Below are 19,000 nucleotides of genomic sequence, written 5' to 3' on the forward strand. Positions count from 1 at the left end.
GCAATGATGAGAAGAACAAAGAAAAGATATACTAGAGAGAGAAAAGAGATGGAAGTAGACATTACTTCCCTACTCGACATTCTCGTTATTCTCTTAGTTTTTCTTTTAAAAAGTTACAACCCATCTGATTTGAAACTTGATGTTGTGAAAGACCTTAGTTTAGCAAAATCACATGCAAAAGACTTAGGAAATAAGACGGTCATTATCCAGGTTGATAAAAAGAACAACATTTTTATCAACAATAAAGAGACAACAAATCTTGTAAAAAAATCAGCTTGGAGATCTGAGCTAACATCAGAACTAAAAAAGATATCAGATAAAAACAAAAGAGAAATTGCACAAATTAAAACGAATGATTTTAGTTCAATGAGAAAGGAATTAATCAAAAAGAAAGAAGAAACGATGGAGAGGGTAAATATTGTTTTACATGAAGACCTTCCCTACGAAACTCTAGATAAAGTTATGCAAGTTGCCGCTAATTCTGGATTCCACAAATTCAGCTTTATCGTGCAATCAAAACTGAACTAAGAGGTAGAAATGAAAAGCTTATTCATCACCATGATGATTTTAATGACTTCATTAAGCTTTTCAATGGATGAAAAGAATAAAAGGATATGGAATCTCCTACTTAAAGAAGAAAAAACAATCAAGTCTCTTGGTCGTCTCGATACAGGATTAAGATATCGTCTACTGGAGATCGAATCTGAAAAACTACGTATTATACGTGATAGAGAAAATGAAAAAGTATTGAAAACGGGAAAACGTACAAAAGGTTACTATAAAGAGACCCGCGCGAGAGCAGTAAGAATACAAAAAATGGCAAAGGCCATCATCACTAAAAACCCATACTTCGTTCATATACCTGATATTTACTACACTCTAGGTATGAACTCACGCGACCTTGGAAAACACAAGCAAAGTGCATTTTATCTGAATAAGGCCCTTAAACTTTCAAAAGGAAAAGGTGCTCTACTCTATAAAATCCACGTAGCTCTTGGTGAGTACTACTACAATAATAAGAAATTTAAGCGTGCAATATGGCATTATAAGTATGTCATCAATAATATGGCCGACGAATGGACAACAAAGAACTATTATAACTATGCATGGTGTCTTCTACTGAATAAAAATATTCATGAAGGAATTGATGCTCTCATGAAAACATATGAATTATCAGTTGATCGTAGATATATTGATGTCTCATCTCAAGTTCTTGATAGTGCTGCAAGCTTCTTTGTAAAAGGACATCGTATTGAAGAAGCTCTCAACTTTTATAAGAAAAATGCACCTAAAGAAAGTGAATATTTCATTAAGCTTGCCAAGAAAACAAATACGAGTATTGGTGTTAAAAAAGCTAACGAAGTTTACACTTTTGCTATTAATCATTTTCAAGACATTGGTGAGATCAATGAAAGAATCAATGTGGAAATGGATCAAGTTTCATATCACTTAGAAACAAAAGAATACGCCAATTTTGAATCACTCTCGGAAAAGCTAATTAAAGAACAAAAGATTCTCTCACAAGAACAAAAGAAAGAACTAACTGAGCTTCTGACACAAAGAGCTGGATACCTACAAACAGTCATTTCTAAAAATGGTATCTATGAATATAAGCAAAGTGATCTAATAAGTATCAATAAACTCTTTTCCCTTTTAAGAGAAGTCAATCCAACACTTACGCATAAGTATTACTTCTTAGAAGGTGAAACACACTATGGTCTTAAAATGTATAAAGAGGCCTTAAAAAGATATACGAATTCACTAAAGGCCACAAAGAAGACAAAAGTAGAAGAGAAGTTTAAAAAAGACCTCTACACATCACTTCTTGCCTCAATTAACGAAGGGCAATTTAAGAAAAAAGAAAAAAATCATTACCTGATTTATGCTTATACAAACTTCTTATTGGATTTTCCTGCAAAGAAAGAGAGTCCACTTATATATAAAGATCTTTTTAGAATTTACCTCGAGAAAAAGAGTTTCAAAAAGGCCGACAAGATCATCACGATCTATAACAAAAACTTAAAAAAGGACCTTAAGATTCAAAGAGAACTCTTTAAGAATTTATTAAGTCAACTTTTAAAAGAAAAGAATGTTTCTTTATTAACAACACATGTAAATCGCATTAGAAGTGGACATTTAAGCTTTGATCAAAAATATTTAAACAAAGTCACAATGGCCCTAGGTCACCTTCTCTTTTCTCAATATGATCTTCTAGCAACATCGGGGAAATTTCAAGATGCTGAAAAAGGTTATACAAAAGTATATAGTTCAAAAGTCTTACCCAATGTACTGAAAGGAATCAGTGCTCATAACCTCTCGATTCTCAATATGAAAAGAGATCGTAGTCTTGATGCTTGGAACTGGCATTTCCAAGCATCAAAACTTTTAGGAGCTAAAGAGATCAATGAGAGAGAAGAGAACTTTGCTTTACTTGCTCAATCTTTTTTTGACAGAGAAAATTATAAATTATCAGAGAATATGGCCTCATGGTATTTCTCTAAGTTCTGTCTTAGTAAGAAGAAAATTAAAAATGATGTTTATTCGACATTATTAATTTCTCAACATTTTAATAGCAAAAACAGGGACATCAAAAACCATCTAGCAAAAGGTAGCTTCTGTCGCATTAAAGAGAAAACGATTAAAGATGGTCTCTTTTTTATAGCAAGAAATACTTTTCTTTTTAACAAAGAAGAGCTTTTAAAAATAACTCTTATGTCAGGAAAGAAATATCGAGATATATTCTCTCCACTCATTGAAGATCTTGCCTCTCATTATGAGAATGCATACGACTTTGATAAAGCTCTTTCTTACTCAAAATTTCTTTCAGAAAAATCGATCCAACGTATCTTTGCTAAGAAACAAAAATCAGAAAACCTAAATGAACTAGAAGGTGAACTTAAGAAATTTCAATTAAGAGACTGGGGTTCAAAGAAGTTTGAAGAAGTCGCCTTTAACAACTGGCTTGAATATAATATGCATACACTTGAAAAGAGTATGATAAAGTATGATTCATTTTTGGGGTCTCTAAATGCCAGTCAAGCACTTCGTTTCAATCAAACATATGATCTCGTCTTTAAAAATGAAGCAAAGAAACTAACAAATCTCACTTTAAAAGGTCTCTCACCTAAAGAAGAGGCCATGGTAAAGAGAGAGCTCGTTAAGATTCAAGCACAGGTTCTTTCGAGATTGGAAGCAAAAACAAAGAAAATTTATCAATCATATAAGAAGTCGAATCCTTTGGATTACAACAATTTCTCTTCTTCCAAGCTGAGAGAAGTTGTTGATTTCCAGAGGTTTCCACATTTTAGTCACCACTTGGCCGGTGCAATCGACCAAGGGTGGCTAAATATTATCAAAGGAGATAAAAAATGAAAGTCCTTCATACACTTCTCTTTCTTATTTTTGTCTCATGTGCTCGATCACCCTTAAAAGTGTACACAAGTGCTAGTAAGGAATCTGTTTTTCATAAAGATGGTCTTTGGAAAATCTCATCAGAAAAAGTAGAAATCCTTCTTGAGTCGCAAGAGGAACTTCACGTCAGAGCACTACTGATGTGTCACGAGCAAAAAACAGATGAAGCATTGTCTCTCATTTTTGAAAACTTTAAGTCAACTTCAAAAGATAATGAAATTTACAATATCATCTCAGTTTGTCACATTTTGAACAAGGACTATGAAAAGGCACTTCTAGCCGTAGAAAAAGGTTTGGCCTTAGAAAGAAAAAATAAGAAGCTTCTCTTAAAGTTAAAGCACAACAAAGCGCTTATCTTCCATAAAATTGGACACTTCAATGAAGCGAGAACTCTTTATACAGAAGTGTTAGAAAAAGCACCTAATCTTTATACGACATCTTTCAATTTAGGTTTACTCTATCTTCAATTTAATCTCACTCAAGAGGCCCTTGCTCAACTAGAGCCTCTTATGAATATTGCACCAAAAGACATTGATCTTTTAAGTTCAATTGCTCTTATTCATGCCCTTGAAGGACGTTACAACAAGGCCCTCTCCCTTTTCGAGCTGATCGACATGGATAGTCGACAGAGGGAGGATATCGCACTTTACTACGCGGTATCCCTTGTAGGGGCCAAGAGATTTGAAGAGGCAAAAGTTGTATTAAAAAATCAAAATGTTCCCTTTATCAAAGAAATTAGACTCATGAGTCGCAAATTACAAGATATGGTGGACACTAAACTTCAAACAATAGCATCGAAATAAAAGGGATATCGTCATGTTAGCAACAAAACTCGACACTATCACTCTCTATCGCATCGTTGTTTACAAGGAAGGATGTGAAGAGCTCTCATTCAAGGTAGACAGAGACCGAGCTATTATTGGTAGTGCAAAATCATGTGATTTTATAATTGAAGATCAATTCGTGTCTCATTATCACGCAATGATTGAACATTGCGATGATGGAATCAATGTTAAAGACCTCGGTAGTATAAATGGGATTTTAATCAATGGAAAGAAGACAGAGCAAGGATTCGCTCTTCCAGGAGATATCATTGAAATTGGTCCAAATAAATTTCTTGTTGAACAATTTGAATCTGATGAAAGTGGCTTCACTAAGATAGATGAAAAAACAAAACAATATCACAAGAAATCAATCAATGACCTACCTCCTCTACCTCCTAAGGAAGGTCTCGAAGTTATTGATGGAGAATATTGTGATATCAAATTTGATCAAAACCTCTATCGCCCAACGGACACACTACTTTTTGAAGCAATCGCTCTAGATGACTACATCAATTTTGATGAAAGAAACGATGCGACTGGAATTATTAAAGCGAACTCAACTGGCCAATCTCTTGAAGTTACAATTACATCAATGGGTGTGGCCCTAAGTGTTGACTATGTATCTCTTAAGAATAAGTCCATTCAACTAAGTGGAAATTTCGATACACAAAAAGAGATTTACCTACCTATTCTGGAACAGAATCAAACTCTTGAACTTGCAAGCGTGAAAGACAAAAATATTTCTCTCAATGAACTAGAAGGCTTCACACGACTCATTAGTGGTGATTTTAACATCTATACAAAAGGTACAGTTCAAATATTTGTTCGTATTTCAAATCATCCACCGACACTAAAAATGGCCGACCTTATTGAGAGAGATCCTAACTTCTATAAACAAACAGGTTCAGTTTTTGGTGGATTCATGGCCTTGATGCTGCTGATTCTTTTTGTCGATACACCAGAACCTCCAAAACCAGAAAAAAAGAGAACAGTTATTTTTAAACAAACAGTTGTTAAAGGACCAACAGTTACAGAGAAGGCCTCACAAAATCCTGCGAATATAAACAAAGACCAAGGTATTCAAAAGAAGCAAATCTCCAATGAAGCACCAAAGATGGCAAAAGCAAAGTCACTCCCATCAAAAACGAAGACTGTTCAAAAGAAAGTCCAAGCACCAAGTAAGAGTGTTGCAAAAAAAGTTCAAAAGAAAAAATTTAATTTTAAAGTTGCTAAAGGTGTAACAAAGTTCCTTAAAAAGAAAGTAAACTTTAAACTTGATCCATCACAAAGTACAAACAACACTTCAAGCTCGTCATTAAAAGTTGCTGCAGCATCCAGTGCTAAAAGTGCAAATAAAAGTTTCTCTACTCAAATTAGTGATGGAAGCTCAAATCTTGGAAGTAATTCAATTGGAAATGCAGCTCTATCAGCTGGAGCAAAAGGGCTTGCAGCAAAGAGTGGAATCAACACGGCCTACTCTGCACCAAAAACTGTCGTTCTTGGATCTATTGACCCAGAACTCCTTAGAAAGATTCTAAGAGAATACTTACCTCAATTTCACTACTGCTATCAAAATGAACTCGATACAAAGCAAGACTTGATCAAAGGCGTAATCGACTTAAAGTTTAGAATCAATGGAAGTGGAAAGGTATCAAATATCGATATTGCCTCTAAGAAAACGGCATTTTCAAGAAAGGGTGTTAACTGTATGGCCCAAGTTCTCAAGATGATCGATTTTCCAAGACCAAAAGGTGGAGGAATTGTCGATGTTAAACAACCACTTAATTTTCAATCTGAAAGAAGTAGAATTTAATAAAACTAAATGAGCTTATGAATACGCTTTAAAAGTTGGGGGTTCTTTTGAACCTCCTGCTTCATTTTAGCGATCCCATAAATAACAGATGAATGATCCCTATTGAAAACTTCTGCAATCCTCATGACATTTAGTCCATTCTTTTCTTTAAGAATATACATGGCCACATGCCTAGCGAAAGTAACAGATTTCTTTCTCATAGGAGAAGTAAGAAGGTCACGATCTATAGCAAAGTCACGAGCGACTCGAGAGATAATTTTTTGACAATTATCATTTCGATCGAGAACTCTCCCTAAACTCTTTAACTCATTGAGCGCCGTTTCAAGAGTGATAGGCTCACCATAGACATCATAAAAACTTTTAAGCTTATAAAGAGCACTCTCAAGTCCATAGACGTGAAAGTCAAAACTATCGGCCACGAGGTCTTTAGCGTCATCGGAAATGACCATATCAAGTCTCTCACACTTATCTTCAACAATTTGACGCGAGAGCTTTCTATCGAGACGATCAATTTTGTGAATAAGTGTACTAGAGAGTCTGGCCTTTAATTTATCGCAAACATTAGAAATATGTTTTGGAAGATGATTTGCACAAATAATAACTTTGATTTCACCCATCTTTGCATAATCAATTAAACGACATAGCATACTTTGCTGCTTCTCGCCTAAAGTAATTTCATCAAAGTCATCAATAAGAAGAACATCATAACTCAAAAGCTCATTGATAGACTTGAAATGGTCTAGAATTAAATCAATTGAAGAAATATAAAATGACTTACCCTGCTGCATTAATTCATTTCCAGCAGCATGAAGAAGGTGTGACTTACCAAGGCCACTCATGGCCATGATATAGACCACACCATATTCGCATTTGCCTTCAGTTAAAAACTGTCTAACAGCATGACAAGCAAGCCTATTAGATTCCCCCAGACAAAAGCTATTGAAAGTTTTTGAATGATCAACAAGACCACAGAAGCGATCCATTTGCGCGGACGGATTCACCTTAGAAGTGCGAGGGTACTTCTTACGTACAACCTTGCGCTTCTTCTCTCCAACAATTGTTGGTACGACTGTCTCTGATATATAACTCAAAAGATCAAGCTGAACCATTTCGGTTTTCACTTGTTTGACATCAGATTTCCTTATCCCTACGGCTTTTGTTTTTCCCATAATCCATTACAGTTGCTCATGATTTAGAGACCTACGATACTAAGGAAAAAAAAAGAAAGGTCAATTCATTTTTACAGAAAAATGACCATTAAATATTTAAAAGAACAGTGATAAAATAAGATTATGAGCAAAAAGAACTTTACAAATATTGTCATTCTAACAGGGGCAGGAATTTCTGCTGAATCAGGAATAAAAACTTTTCGCGACCAAAACGGTCTTTGGGAAAATCATGACATCTTGGATGTTGCAACACCCCAGGGCTTTGAGCGCGATCCAGAACTTGTACACCGCTTTTACAATCTAAGAAGAGCACAATTACTAAGTGATGAGGTTAAGCCAAATCAAGCGCACTTCGCACTTGCTCGTTTAGAAAAAGAATTCAATGGCCAAGTAGTCATTGTAACCCAAAATGTAGACAACCTTCATGAGAAGGCCGGCAGTAAAAATGTTCTTCACATGCACGGCGAGCTTTTGAAAATGCGCTGCTCAAAATCAAAACAATCCTTTTCAATTAGTAAAGATATTACCAGTGCAAGAGCATGCCCATGTTGTTTAGAAGAAGGAAATTTAAGGCCGCATATCGTTTGGTTTGGCGAGAGACCTTTCCATATGAATGAAATTCAACAGGCACTTAGCACATGCGATCTCTTTCTTTCTATTGGAACTTCTGGTCAAGTTTATCCAGCGGCCATGTTTGTTGATTTAGCAAAAGAAAGCCTAGCTCATACAGTTGAATTTAATACGAACTCAACTGATGTCAGTGATAAATTTGATGAACATAGATTGGGAAAGGCCGGCGTAGAAGTTGAAAAATTTGTTGATGAGCTTCTTAGCTAAATTCGCCCCCAAAAATAACCAAGCCTAAAGGCAAAGGTATATTGTTCGAATTGCTCTCGGTAATACCTCGGGCCTATCAGCACGTAAAATCTTCTCGATAAAAAACCAATCCAAGCAAAGTCAATCTTACGAACTTCAGTAGTTCTAATTGTATCGAGAACTCCTGGCGAAGTCATTTTCTTAGCGGCACCACCAAAACCACCAGTTAAGACAAAAGCTCCAATAGGAGTATGAGTTGAAAGCTTTAAATTACCAAGTACAGAAAGCCTTCGAAGCTTTATATCAGGATACCTTGTACCATCTTCTCTAGTGGAAAGTGTTGAAAAAGTATGCCTATCAAGATGAATTGAAGGACTAAGTTTCAAATTCATTCCCCATCTTCCATGTTGCTTTGGGTGCTGAATATTTCGAACAGAAATAGAAACATCAGATAAACGGGCCTTATTTTCATACAGGACATCATCGATTTCAGCACGCGAAACCGTATACTTCACATTCACTGACCCACTATTTAGCAGAGAACAAGAAGAAAACATAAAGACAAAGAAAATTATGGTAATATTTGTTAAGCCCATCTCTATTAAGATTATAGAATAGAGAGGCCACTTAACTCAAACTGAAATAATATCCTCATCAAGGCTAAATAATGAGAATCATCACGATATTAATATTTTCACTCTTTTTTATGACTTCAGCACTTGGAAAAACAAGTAAACTCACTGAAGAACAGAAAATTCAAAAACTCATAAGCGCAATATCAAAGGCAAAAGCGAGCTTTGAGAGAAATGGATCAATTCACTCAGCTAAAGAAGCCGGGGATCATGTGAGCTTTAAATACAAAACCGCTACTAGCCCACTCTTTTTCTTTCGCTCTGACGAAGAAATAACGGCTAAAAATTTCATTGATAAAATTGCTTCAAAATCGTCATCAACTGGAGAGGAATATTATATTATTCACGAAGAGTCGAAAAAAAGAGAGAAGCTTGGAACGTGGCTCTTTAGAAAACTAAAAGAGATTAATTCATCTCAATCAGCTCCATAAAAAGGTCACCATATTTTTTAAGTTTTGATTTTCCAACCCCATTAATTGAAAGAAATTCTTGCGGGCTCGAAGGTCTACTTTGGGCCATTTCATAAAGGGCCGTGTCGTGGAAAACCTTATAAGCAGCAATTCTTTTTCGATCAGCAATTTTCTTTCTTAAATCGCGAAGCTTCTCAAAAAGGGCCTGATCCGTAACATTATTTTTTATTAAGGCCTTCTTTCTCTTTGTCTTTGCTCTACCCATGGCAGATTTTGAGGATGATGCTCTGGTCTCTTTCACCTTAACAAAAGGAGATCTTGAAAAATAGATTTTCTTTTCATCACGAAGAATGGCCAGAGCGTTTTGTCTAATTTTTAATTGAAAGTGAGAATCGGCATCAAGCTTTATAAGACCACTTGATCGCATTTGCCTTAAAATAAATCGCCATGATTTATAAAGATCTTTATCCGTTGAATCTTGGTTTAACCTTTGTAGAACTCTTCTTATAACCTCATTGCTTGTGATCAATTGGTTTGCTTCATAAATCTCGCTAAGGGCCATGATTGTCAGCTCTGTTCCATCAAAAAGATCTTCTTTATCTAGTGAGCCAAGACAGCGATCACAATTTCCGCAATACTCATCACTAACCTCATCAAAATGATCGAGAACAACTTGTCTTCGACAACTCATCGTCTCACAAAGTGAGAGCATCGTTTCAACCTGCTCTTTTAGGTGCTCAGCATACTCAATTCCATGATCATTATTTCTCATCATATTGATAAGCTTAGTCGCATCGGACTCACTATAGAGTAATAACGAAGTACTTTCGAGAGAGTCTCTACCGGCCCTACCAATTTCTTGATAATAAGATTCGATACTTTTTGGCATATCTAAATGACAAACAAAGCGTACATCAGGTCGATCAATACCCATACCAAAAGCAATTGTAGCGACCATAATGACCCCTTCATCTAAACTGAAGGCCTCTTGATATTTTGCTCTTATTTTTTGCGACATACCTGCATGGTAGGGATAAGCATTGATTCCTTGCTCACAAAGATAGGCTGCGACTTCCTCAACTTTACGTCGAGAGAGACAATAAATAATTCCTGTATCATACTCATCAAACTGATCGAGAAAGTCCATCAACTGATCTTTCCACGCTTTTCTTTTTTCAATAAGCATTTGGATATTTGGTCGATCAAAAGATGTAAAATATACTTTCGCACTACCCATACCAAGCTCTTCAACAATATCTCGCTGAGTGAGTTTATCGGCCGTAGCCGTTAAGGCCATCATGGGTACATCGGGAAAATGCTTTTTTAAAAGCTGTAGTTTTAAATAATCGGGCCTAAAATCATGACCCCACTTTGAAACGCAATGGGCCTCATCAATGGCAATAAGAGAAAGAGGATGTCTCTTTAAAAGATCTATTGTTCGACTATTCTGAAGCCGCTCAGGTGATAAGTAGAGAAAGTCTAACTCTCCCTGAACAAACTCTCTTTCGACTTCTAAGACTTCACGATAAGTGAGTGTTGAGTTTAAAAATCTCGCTTTAAGACCCATTTCACACAGGGCCTCGACTTGATCTTGCATAAGAGAGATCAGAGGTGAAACAACGAGACCAACGCCTTTTCTAACAAGTGAAGGAACTTGAAAGCAAAGCGATTTCCCCCCTCCTGTAGGCATAAGAGCGAGAACGTCACCTCCACTTAGGGCCTGCTCAATAACTTGAGATTGACCTTTTCTAAAGTCACTGTGTCCAAAGACATCTCGAAGTACCAATCGGGCCTGATCCATTGAATATTGAGCGTGTTCAAAGAGAAGCATGCCTTATTTTAAAGCTAAAATTACTTATCGAAAAGACCTACATAGTCGCTTTAACATTGAGAATAAAGGCCATGAATCGAATAATGTCCAACAGCGTTATAAGACCAATAGGAAAGCCCTCTTCATCGGCAACGATAATATTGCGATAGCGGTAGTGAAACATATTGCGAAGAGCGCTACCAATATAGTGCCTCTCACCAAATATGTGAGGACAAGGTGTCATAAAATTCTTTACAGGACTGATGAGACTATAATTTGGAAAGACATCTTTGATAAAGTCTCTCTCTGTAAGAATACCGACAATTTTTGTTTCATAAGACATGACCACAGCACAACCTGTTTTCTTCTCACACATCAACTCAACGACACGTTTCATTGAATCATTTTCATCGACGATAACAAAGTTTGTGCTATAAATTTGACCGGCATTACAGTAGAGAATTTTATTAGAAAGAAGTCCCATGATCTCATCGAGATTCACATGAAAATCCTCTTCTAAAATACGAAAGTGCTTGGATTCCCACCGATCAATAATTGGAAATTCTACTAATTGTTTTTCTAGGCCCTGAAAAAGAAAGCGAAGTAGATCACGTATCGACATCATACGTACGCATTCATTATCGATAATGGGAATGTGGCGAATATCTTTACCTTTAAATATGGCAAGACAGTCATAGAGAGTTTTATCGACTGTAAGTTTCTTTACTCTCTCAGTAAATATAACATCAACAGTTTTATCTTTTAATTCTTTATAATTTAAAAACGCTTTAAATAAGAGATCCTTTTCAGAGATAATCCCCTCAATTGAAGAGCTCTCTCCAAAAACAAGTGATCCCCAATTATTATTCGCCAAAATATCCAAACACCCTTGCACAGTACTTGAAGTGGGAAGGAGCTTCACTTCATGAAGCCCCATATCACCTAATTTTGTTTCGAATAATTCTTTAACGTCTCTATCGTCATTCATTTATTTTTCAACGATAGCCGTCACACCCATTCCACCTGCTGTACAGATAGAAATAAGTCCACGACCAGATCCTTTCTCGTTTATGATTTTAGCAAGAGCGCCAAGGATACGAGATCCAGTTGCAGCAAATGGGTGTCCAATGGCAAGCGATCCACCTTTTACATTCAGCTTTTCTCTATCAATACTTCCAAGAGCACTATCTAGACCTAATTTAGTTTTACAAAACTCTTCACTCTCCCAGGCCTTCAACGTACAAAGAACTTGAGCAGCAAAAGCTTCATGAATTTCATAGAAATCAAAATCCTGTAATGTAATTCCGGCTTGCTTTAATAGCTTTGGAACAGCGTAAGCTGGTGCCATGAGAAGACCCTCTTCACCCATATAATTAACGGCAGCCGATTGCATAAATGTTAAATAAGCTAAAACCTCAAGTCCGTTCTCTTTTGCATAATCTTCGCTACAAAGAAAAACACAACTGGCGCCATCACTTAGTGGAGTTGAATTCCCGGCAGTAAGCGTTCCTTTTTCAGATTTATCGAATGCAGGTCTTAGTTTTGAAAGTTTTTCAACTGTAGTATCGCCTCTTAGAATATTATCTTTCTTAACCCCGCTGTACTCAAAAATGAGATCATCATAAAAGCCTTCTTCATAGGCTTTCGAAGCTTTTTGATGAGATTCATACGCAAGTTGATCTTGTTCCTCTCTAGAAATATTCCAAGTCTTCGCCATATCTTCACAAGATTGTCCCATCGACTTACCTGTTCTTGGTTCTTTAACCGCTGGAAACTTTGGCATGAGTTCTTTAAAAGAAAAACCTTTCAGGGCCTTTAACTTATCCCCTGTCGTTCTCGAGTAATTCATCTTCGCCATACGATCAGAGAATTTTTTAGAGAATTCTACAGGAATATCACTATTTGTATCAACACCGCCAGCGATTCCACAATCAATTTGTCCAAGTGCAATTTTATTAGCAATATTAATCGCTGATTCAAGAGATGTTCCACAGGCCTTTTGAATATCTGTTGCAGGTGTTGCTAGAGAAAGCCCACTTTCTACAACACACTCTCTTGCTAGAGAGAAATCAGCAGCATGTTTTGAAACGGCACCCAGATAAACTTCCCCAACTTCTTTGCCTTGTAGATTCATTTTTTCAACAAGCGCTTTTAAAGAAGCACTCATTAATTCTAAATTTGATTTTTTTAGATAATTTGATCCAGAACGACAAAAAGGAATTCTCGCTGAATCGATTATACAGACCCTTTTACTCATGTATTTCTCCGATTTAAGTTTAACTCCCTATTATTGTAAACGCTTTCCAATTTTCTTTGAAGTAATTCATGACAAATATCAAATTTTAAGTTGAAATAAATAAGAGGCATTACACTTTGGTGGAAATAAAATCACACCGAAACGTATGTACTTAAAACAATTTCAGCGGAGGAATATATGAAGTACACAATCTCTTTTAGAAATCTAGAACACACTCCTTCTCTTGATGAGATGATTAAGCAAAAATCAGAAAAGCTTAAAAAGTTTCTCACAGCAAGTGCTGAACTTGAGTGGGTATGCTGGGTTGAAGACAATGATCAAGTTGCTGAATTGAAAGTTCACGATAAAAAAGACAACTTTATTGCCAAAGCAAAGTCAGAAGATCTCTATAAGACAATGGATCTTGTGATCAATAAAATGTCTAACCAAATCTCTCACAAACACTAAATGAAAAGGCCCTCAATAGAGGGCCTTTTTTAAAAAAGAAATTCTTCTATCTTGCGGGCAAATTCTTCACTAGACTCTTTGTGAAAGCGAAAGAAAAGCTCAGGTTCAAAGGCCTCAAGCTCCATGAGATACAGGTCATCATTAAAAATAACGACATCAACTCGAACATATAAAAATGAACGATTCGTCAGTTTGAGCATTTTATTTACTTTTGAAATTTCTTCATCTGTAGGATTATAAGCCTTAACACTTCCCCCATGCTCATCTTGAATTCGAAACTCACCCTCTTTTGCTGTTTTTTGGACAGCATGAGAAAATTCATTATCAAAATAAATAAATGAAAACTCTCCCTCACTCTTTATTGATTCAACAAATGGCTGAATCATAACGGCTTGGTTATAAAGTACTTCTAACTTAGAAAGATCTGATGATCCTTTAATTAAAAAAGTATCTCTTCCACTGGCACCAACTATCGGTTTTACGACGAAAGGAAACTCAATGGCATCCAGATTTTTCAATGAAAATGAGTCAACATAAGTTGTCGGAACAACCTTTATTCCACTCTTTTGCAACTCTTCTAAGTAACGCTTATTCAAGTTCCAACGAATGAGATCAACGGGGTTATAAACTTTGCATTTTTTAGATTCAATGAGATTTAAAAGTGATAAAAAATCTTCTTTAAAAAGCGAATAATTCCAAGGCGTCCTTATGAGAATACGATCGCCCTCAATAGGTCTATAAGACTGCCAGTCCCGCGCCTGAATCTCAATTCCACGACGATTAAGAGATTCTTTCAAGTTCAAGTCGTCATAGTAGAGATCTTTTAAGCGAGATTCTGTGAGAATGATCAATTCTTTCATTTAAAGCTCTTTGCTAAAAAATCAGAAATAATCTTCTTCGTTAATTCTTTATTCTCTCTAAATGAACTATGTGAACATCCCTTGATTACTTTAAAAGTCGAGCCCTTCACTCTAGAAGCAAAGACTTTTGCTGACTCAGGGGTGGCCTCATCGTATTGACCTGAAAAGAAAAGTGTTGGCACTTTAATCTTTTTTAGAATGCTTTGACCGTTATACTTTTTCAAAGTTCCAGTTGGACAAAACTCACTTGGCCCCCACATATAGAGATAGAGCTTTTCATTGAACCGGGCCTTAGACTTCTTCTTCTTTTCATAGGCCTTAAGATCACGACAAACATGTCGCTTATAATAAGTATCAATTGCTTCTTTATATACTTTAGAGTCTGTAGCTCCAACTTTTTCACAACAATGAATAATTTCTTGCGTCTTCTTTGGTAGTTTCGAAATGAGGCGCTTAGCATCTTCGACCCAATGCTTAGAGCAAATGAGTGAAGAGTGAAACATGAGCCCCTTAACTCTTTTAGGGTTCCTCTTGTAATACTCTAAAATAAGAGTCCCACCCCATGAGCTTCCATAGAGAATAACTTCTTCAAACCCAAGATGATTTAAAAGCTCATCTAAGTTTTGACAAAAAGTCTCAATCGTCCATTTAGATTGATCAATATCGCTCGAGCGCCCTGAACCAATTTGGTCGTAAACGACAACCTGCCTATCTGTAGCTAGTTCGAGAAGTGGTTTAATTGATAAGTGAGTCCCACCCGGTCCACCATGGGCCCCGACAATAGGAGTTTCTCCCCTCTTACCCTTTTTTAAATAATAAGTTGTTCCAAGTTTTGTTTTTAATACTGCCATGGCCAAATTCTAGCCTTTAGCTACTGTAAAGACAATACTTTAGAGCTTACTTGACCTTCATATTAAAATATTATAATATATTAATATGAAGGTAAAAGATCTTGAAAAAGTACTTAAACAATCGCCCATCGTTGCAGAGTTATTTAAAACGCTCTCTCACCCTAAAAGATTGCAAATTTTATGCTTTCTTTCTATGCAAGAACATACTGTTGGGGAGCTAGAACAAATGACTCAATGTTCGCAGTCTCAAGTTTCTCAATTTCTAAAAAGTTTAGAATCAGAAGGTCTTGTCTCTAAAATCATTGATGGGAAATTTAGACGCTATCAATTAAAAGATCAAAAAATCAAAAAATTAATGAATGCTCTTTATGAGATTTACTGTCAGTAAAAAGCAATGGAGTTTACTATGACAATCAGTACTGAATTCACCCCCCTACTCTCCCTTGTTGGAGGAATGCTTATTGGTCTCTCAGCTACCGTCTTTCTAGCTTCTCTTGGAAAAATTGCAGGAATTAGCGGCATAGCAAGAAATGCGATTCTCTCAGATAAGGGAGATAGACTTTGGCGATGGCTCTTTCTTTTAGGATTAGTTTTTGGAGGATTTATCACTGTTATTGTGAAACCTGATCTCAGTGCTGCGACAATGGAATTTGACACGCTCAAGCTCGTCCTTGGCGCCATTCTCGTAGGAGCTGGTACAACGATTGGTTCTGGATGTACAAGTGGTCACGGCATATGCGGACTATCACGTCTCTCTGTTCGTTCACTCATTGCAACATTAACATTCATGTTCTTTGGCCTTCTCACTGTCTTTGTACTTGGTCAATAAGGAGATCAACATGCGAAATTTAATTGCTCTTGTTTCTGGATTACTTTTTTCTCTTGGCCTTGGATTATCGGGAATGATGAGCCCAAAAAAAGTATTAGGATTTTTAGATATCACAAGAAATTGGGACCCGAGTCTTGGTCTTGTTATGGGTGGGGCACTCCTTATAACATTTTTTAGCTTCCCACTTATATTAAAGAGAAAATCTCCTTTTTTTGATCAGAGTTTCTCTCTTCCTGCACTCAAGCAAATAACTCCAAGTCTTGTCATAGGCTCGGCCATGTTTGGTATTGGATGGGGGCTCATTGGTCTATGTCCAGGGCCGGCCATTGCCAATCTCCTAAGTGGAAACCTTCAAGCAGTACTATTTGTCGTGCTCATGGTCACTTCGATGGTAATAACAGATCTTTTAATGAAGAAAATGAAATCTTAACAGAAAATTAAACCGATACTATTTACTTCTTGCCTATAATCCTAGAGTTAAAACTTTAAACTTATAGGTAAGAAGTATGAAAGCATTCTTTCGTCTCATCATCATCTCAAAAGCTCTTCTAGGAGCGATGACATTTTTTATCATCCAACAAATTATCAATTCTTCTGGCGATTGTGATTACATTCTAGATAGTGGTAAGATTGACTCCTAGAGTAAACTTTGTCACCATATAAAAGTGAAAATTTTAACACTAGCATCACTATTTATATTTTTCTATTCAGCAGAAATTAAGGCCCAACAAAATGGGAAAAAATTTTTTGGCTTCTCTCTTGGAGCAGGGGCTGCTGTGAAAAGAAATATTCGCTTTGACAACACTTATGATCGCTCTGATAAACCGACAAATATAAATTACTTCCCTTTTGCTACAATAAAGATTGGCCCTCTAAGACTATCAGGGCGAGGTATAGAAGCAAGTACTTGGTTTGCTGCTCCTTTTATCAGACCTTTTGTCTTACTTACTCGTTCCGGTGATCGCTACTACGGACCAGAAATGGATCGGAGAAAAGACTCTTGGTTTCTGGGTGGAGGTATTAATATCCTCTTTCTGCGCCTTTCGTTTCTTAAAGATGTGCAATCAAGAAGTCATGGTTCACTATACTCAGCAAGCCTTGGCCATCGAATTATGATCGACAAGTGGTTCTTGAGGCCGAGCTTAACAATGACCTATAACAACCAAAAATATAATAATTATTACTATGGCGTACGACCTCATGAGGTCTCCCTGGAACGACCTGAGTATACTGCCCATGGAGCCTTTTCTTATACTCTAAGCTTACTTACAAACTACAGTATTACTGACCACTGGAAAGTCTTCTCGACAGTTTCTCACTCAATTTTGGGAAGTGTTGTAAGGAACTCACCGACGACGAGAACAGACCGAGTGAATTCCTTCTTTCTAGCTTTGTTTTACCAGTTCTAAATTACTTTCTCTTAGGCCTAACAACAGCCTTTAACAAAGAGACAACTTTCTTATAAGTTGAGAGCTGATATTTTGGCTCAAGCTCATCAAAAATTTCTCTCGCACTGATTTTGCCGGTTTCTAATTGAATTAAGAGTCGAGTGACAAAGTCTTCAATAACAACAAAGACTAACGCCATCGGTGAAATATTACTTGAAGGTTTCTCAGCGAACCCTACTCCATTGATCACACCATGATGCTGACGAATAATGACATCTGCACCTGCAGGAGCTTTTGGAAATTGCTGAACCATTGTAGAAATTTTATTAGCGTGCTCTTTGACTAGTGTCACTTTAAAGCCGGGAAGATTAGCATTTGCAAGATCTTCATTTGAATTAATCTTAAGTAATTCATCATCTTTTAAGAGGATATCGTGAAAGAAAGAGACGAAAGCTATCTTTTCAAAATTTGCTTTTAATTGCTTTTGACTCTGTCCCCATTCCATATGAGGAATGATCTGATGAGCGAACAATGAGATTAGATAACTTCTCTTATATGAGAAACTATCCTGGTTTTTTAAAAGGTCCCTTAAAAGTTCACCAAAAGTCGTATCCTCGATATTTTTCATCATCGAGCCTATTGTGACATTAGACATATTAACTAATTGATCAGAAACCCCAAGATCATCGATAAGATTTTGACTAATTCCATAGGAGTCAGTCGTGACTTCGATATGGTCCTTTATTTTCTTCGTCTTTACGACTTTATCAACAGATTGAGACATGAGGTGATTGAGAAAAATATCGTGATCTTCTCTTCTTACAAAAAAAGAATCAAGATTCATTAGCTCATACTTTTGAATGACATCTTTATCGAAAGTATCACCCATTTTAATTCTCTTAACATAGTGATCCATTCCCTCTTTCTGTATCTTAATATAGACATCGCAGCAGCAACTGGTCATAAGATAGAAATTGCTTAGAGGGACTGGTAAAAACTCTGGCGCCTTTAACTCTTCCATCCTCTTTGTACCAAGATCGAGAAGATCCTTAATGGCGATAAATAAGTCATTAACTCTAAAGCGATCAGTAAGACTTCTTAGGTGATTGTAATTGAAATCGACACTACCGAATGATACGATCGGTTTTTCACATTTTAAGTCATAGATCTTATTAAAGGCCAACTGAGCAAAGTAGATTCGCTCATCATCAGTCTCATATAAGTTTCTGGCCAGAACAATCGAGAATGTTGACGGTATGGCCATTAAACGCTCGAGTTCTTCTTCACTACTTCCGACATGAACAGTCACACTGAACTCTTTCTCAAGCACTGGCTTAAGGATGTCGATAACCCTTTGTTCTTTTTCTAGCAGAATAAAATCTTTCATCCCTTTCATTATACCGGAAATCAATAAGTTAATATGAAATGAATCTTTTTTCCTAGAATCGACCTTAAATTGAAATCAAAATCAAGGTAATATAAC

At 36.4% G+C, this 19,000-nt stretch carries 20 protein-coding genes; 12 read left to right on the top strand and 8 right to left on the bottom strand.

Features of this window, described 5'->3' with window-relative positions; translation table 11 throughout:
* Positions 1-3 precede the first annotated feature (3 nt).
* From HBN50_RS09920 to HBN50_RS09935, 4 genes are read left to right on the top strand one after another with little or no spacing between them, the layout of a single operon-like run.
* Positions 4-528, top strand: a complete 525-nt coding sequence (locus tag HBN50_RS09920; RefSeq protein ID WP_273869588.1) for an ExbD/TolR family protein — start codon at positions 4-6, stop codon at positions 526-528.
* A gap of 9 nt (positions 529-537) precedes the next feature.
* Positions 538-3,372 carry a hypothetical protein gene (locus tag HBN50_RS09925; protein ID WP_273869589.1) on the top strand — a complete coding sequence of 945 codons (2,835 nt, stop codon included), beginning with the start codon at positions 538-540 and terminating at the stop codon, positions 3,370-3,372.
* A complete protein-coding gene (locus tag HBN50_RS09930) occupies positions 3,369-4,214 on the top strand; it encodes a tetratricopeptide repeat protein (RefSeq protein ID WP_273869590.1) in 846 nt (281 codons plus the stop codon). Before HBN50_RS09925 ends, HBN50_RS09930 begins: the two co-directional genes overlap by 4 nt.
* 13 nt (positions 4,215-4,227) lie before the next feature.
* A complete protein-coding gene (locus HBN50_RS09935) occupies positions 4,228-6,048 on the top strand; it encodes an AgmX/PglI C-terminal domain-containing protein (protein ID WP_273869591.1) in 1,821 nt (606 codons plus the stop codon).
* Positions 6,049-6,053: 5 nt separating this feature from the next.
* Here HBN50_RS09935 and HBN50_RS09940 read toward each other — a convergent pair whose 3' ends face one another.
* Positions 6,054-7,217, bottom strand: coding sequence for a DnaA/Hda family protein (locus HBN50_RS09940; RefSeq protein WP_273869592.1), 1,164 nt, complete (start codon positions 7,215-7,217; stop codon positions 6,054-6,056).
* A gap of 123 nt (positions 7,218-7,340) precedes the next feature.
* Between HBN50_RS09940 and cobB the strand changes: the two genes are divergently transcribed.
* Entirely contained in the window at positions 7,341-8,054 is a 714-nt protein-coding gene (cobB, locus tag HBN50_RS09945) for a Sir2 family NAD+-dependent deacetylase (RefSeq protein ID WP_273869593.1), read from the top strand.
* Here the strand turns inward: cobB and HBN50_RS09950 are convergent.
* Positions 8,051-8,548 (bottom strand): hypothetical protein, encoded by a 498-nt coding sequence (locus HBN50_RS09950; RefSeq protein ID WP_273869595.1) that lies wholly within the window; start codon positions 8,546-8,548, stop codon positions 8,051-8,053. The two genes, cobB and HBN50_RS09950, sit on opposite strands and share 4 nt — an antisense overlap.
* A 152-nt stretch (positions 8,549-8,700) precedes the next feature.
* On the opposite strand from HBN50_RS09950, the gene HBN50_RS09955 reads away from it, so the two are divergent.
* Positions 8,701-9,096: a DUF5329 family protein gene (locus HBN50_RS09955; protein ID WP_273869596.1), complete on the top strand. Its 396-nt coding sequence runs from the start codon at positions 8,701-8,703 to the stop codon at positions 9,094-9,096.
* Here HBN50_RS09955 and recQ read toward each other — a convergent pair.
* From recQ to HBN50_RS09970, 3 genes are read right to left on the bottom strand one after another with little or no spacing between them, the layout of a single operon-like run.
* The gene (gene recQ / locus HBN50_RS09960) at positions 9,071-10,906 is read right to left on the bottom strand and encodes a DNA helicase RecQ (RefSeq protein WP_273869597.1); all 1,836 of its coding nucleotides are present in this window, start codon (positions 10,904-10,906) and stop codon (positions 9,071-9,073) included. The genes HBN50_RS09955 and recQ overlap by 26 nt on opposite strands.
* Positions 10,907-10,943: 37 nt before the next feature.
* On the bottom strand, positions 10,944-11,873 hold the full coding sequence (locus tag HBN50_RS09965; protein ID WP_273869600.1) for a CBS domain-containing protein: 930 nt from the start codon (positions 11,871-11,873) through the stop codon (positions 10,944-10,946).
* Positions 11,874-13,142 (bottom strand): acetyl-CoA C-acetyltransferase, encoded by a 1,269-nt coding sequence (locus HBN50_RS09970; RefSeq protein WP_273869601.1) that lies wholly within the window; start codon positions 13,140-13,142, stop codon positions 11,874-11,876.
* Between the two features lie 177 nt (positions 13,143-13,319).
* Here HBN50_RS09970 and hpf point away from each other — a divergent pair, with 177 nt between their 5' ends.
* Positions 13,320-13,589, top strand: a complete 270-nt coding sequence (gene hpf / locus HBN50_RS09975) for a ribosome hibernation-promoting factor, HPF/YfiA family (RefSeq protein WP_273869603.1) — start codon at positions 13,320-13,322, stop codon at positions 13,587-13,589.
* Positions 13,590-13,618: 29 nt separating this feature from the next.
* Here hpf and HBN50_RS09980 read toward each other — a convergent pair whose 3' ends face one another.
* Together HBN50_RS09980 and HBN50_RS09985 are read right to left on the bottom strand one after the other, a co-directional pair.
* Complete coding sequence (locus HBN50_RS09980) at positions 13,619-14,449, bottom strand: ATP-grasp domain-containing protein (protein ID WP_273869604.1); 831 nt, start codon at positions 14,447-14,449, stop codon at positions 13,619-13,621.
* Entirely contained in the window at positions 14,446-15,300 is an 855-nt protein-coding gene (locus HBN50_RS09985; protein WP_273869605.1) for a proline iminopeptidase-family hydrolase, read from the bottom strand. Before HBN50_RS09985 ends, HBN50_RS09980 begins: the two co-directional genes overlap by 4 nt.
* An 85-nt stretch (positions 15,301-15,385) precedes the next feature.
* On the opposite strand from HBN50_RS09985, the gene HBN50_RS09990 reads away from it, so the two are divergent.
* The 5 genes from HBN50_RS09990 (at position 15,386) to HBN50_RS10010 (ending at position 17,538) form a co-directional block, all read left to right on the top strand.
* A complete protein-coding gene (locus HBN50_RS09990; protein WP_273869606.1) occupies positions 15,386-15,688 on the top strand; it encodes an ArsR/SmtB family transcription factor in 303 nt (100 codons plus the stop codon).
* A gap of 18 nt (positions 15,689-15,706) precedes the next feature.
* Positions 15,707-16,129, top strand: a complete 423-nt coding sequence (locus HBN50_RS09995) for a YeeE/YedE family protein (protein WP_273869607.1) — start codon at positions 15,707-15,709, stop codon at positions 16,127-16,129.
* Positions 16,130-16,139: 10 nt separating this feature from the next.
* Positions 16,140-16,559, top strand: coding sequence for a DUF6691 family protein (locus tag HBN50_RS10000; protein WP_273869608.1), 420 nt, complete (start codon positions 16,140-16,142; stop codon positions 16,557-16,559).
* Positions 16,560-16,635: 76 nt separating this feature from the next.
* Complete coding sequence (locus HBN50_RS10005; RefSeq protein ID WP_273869609.1) at positions 16,636-16,770, top strand: hypothetical protein; 135 nt, start codon at positions 16,636-16,638, stop codon at positions 16,768-16,770.
* A 24-nt stretch (positions 16,771-16,794) separates the two neighbouring features.
* Positions 16,795-17,538, top strand: coding sequence for a MipA/OmpV family protein (locus HBN50_RS10010; RefSeq protein WP_273869610.1), 744 nt, complete (start codon positions 16,795-16,797; stop codon positions 17,536-17,538).
* Between the two features lies 1 nt (position 17,539).
* Here HBN50_RS10010 and HBN50_RS10015 read toward each other — a convergent pair whose 3' ends face one another.
* The gene (locus tag HBN50_RS10015; RefSeq protein WP_273869611.1) at positions 17,540-18,904 is read right to left on the bottom strand and encodes a hypothetical protein; all 1,365 of its coding nucleotides are present in this window, start codon (positions 18,902-18,904) and stop codon (positions 17,540-17,542) included.
* Between the last annotated feature and the right edge of the window lie 96 nt (positions 18,905-19,000).

Origin of the sequence: Halobacteriovorax sp. GB3, from assembly GCF_028649655.1 — a bacterium.
Lineage (GTDB): Bacteria > Bdellovibrionota > Bacteriovoracia > Bacteriovoracales > Bacteriovoracaceae > BSW11-IV.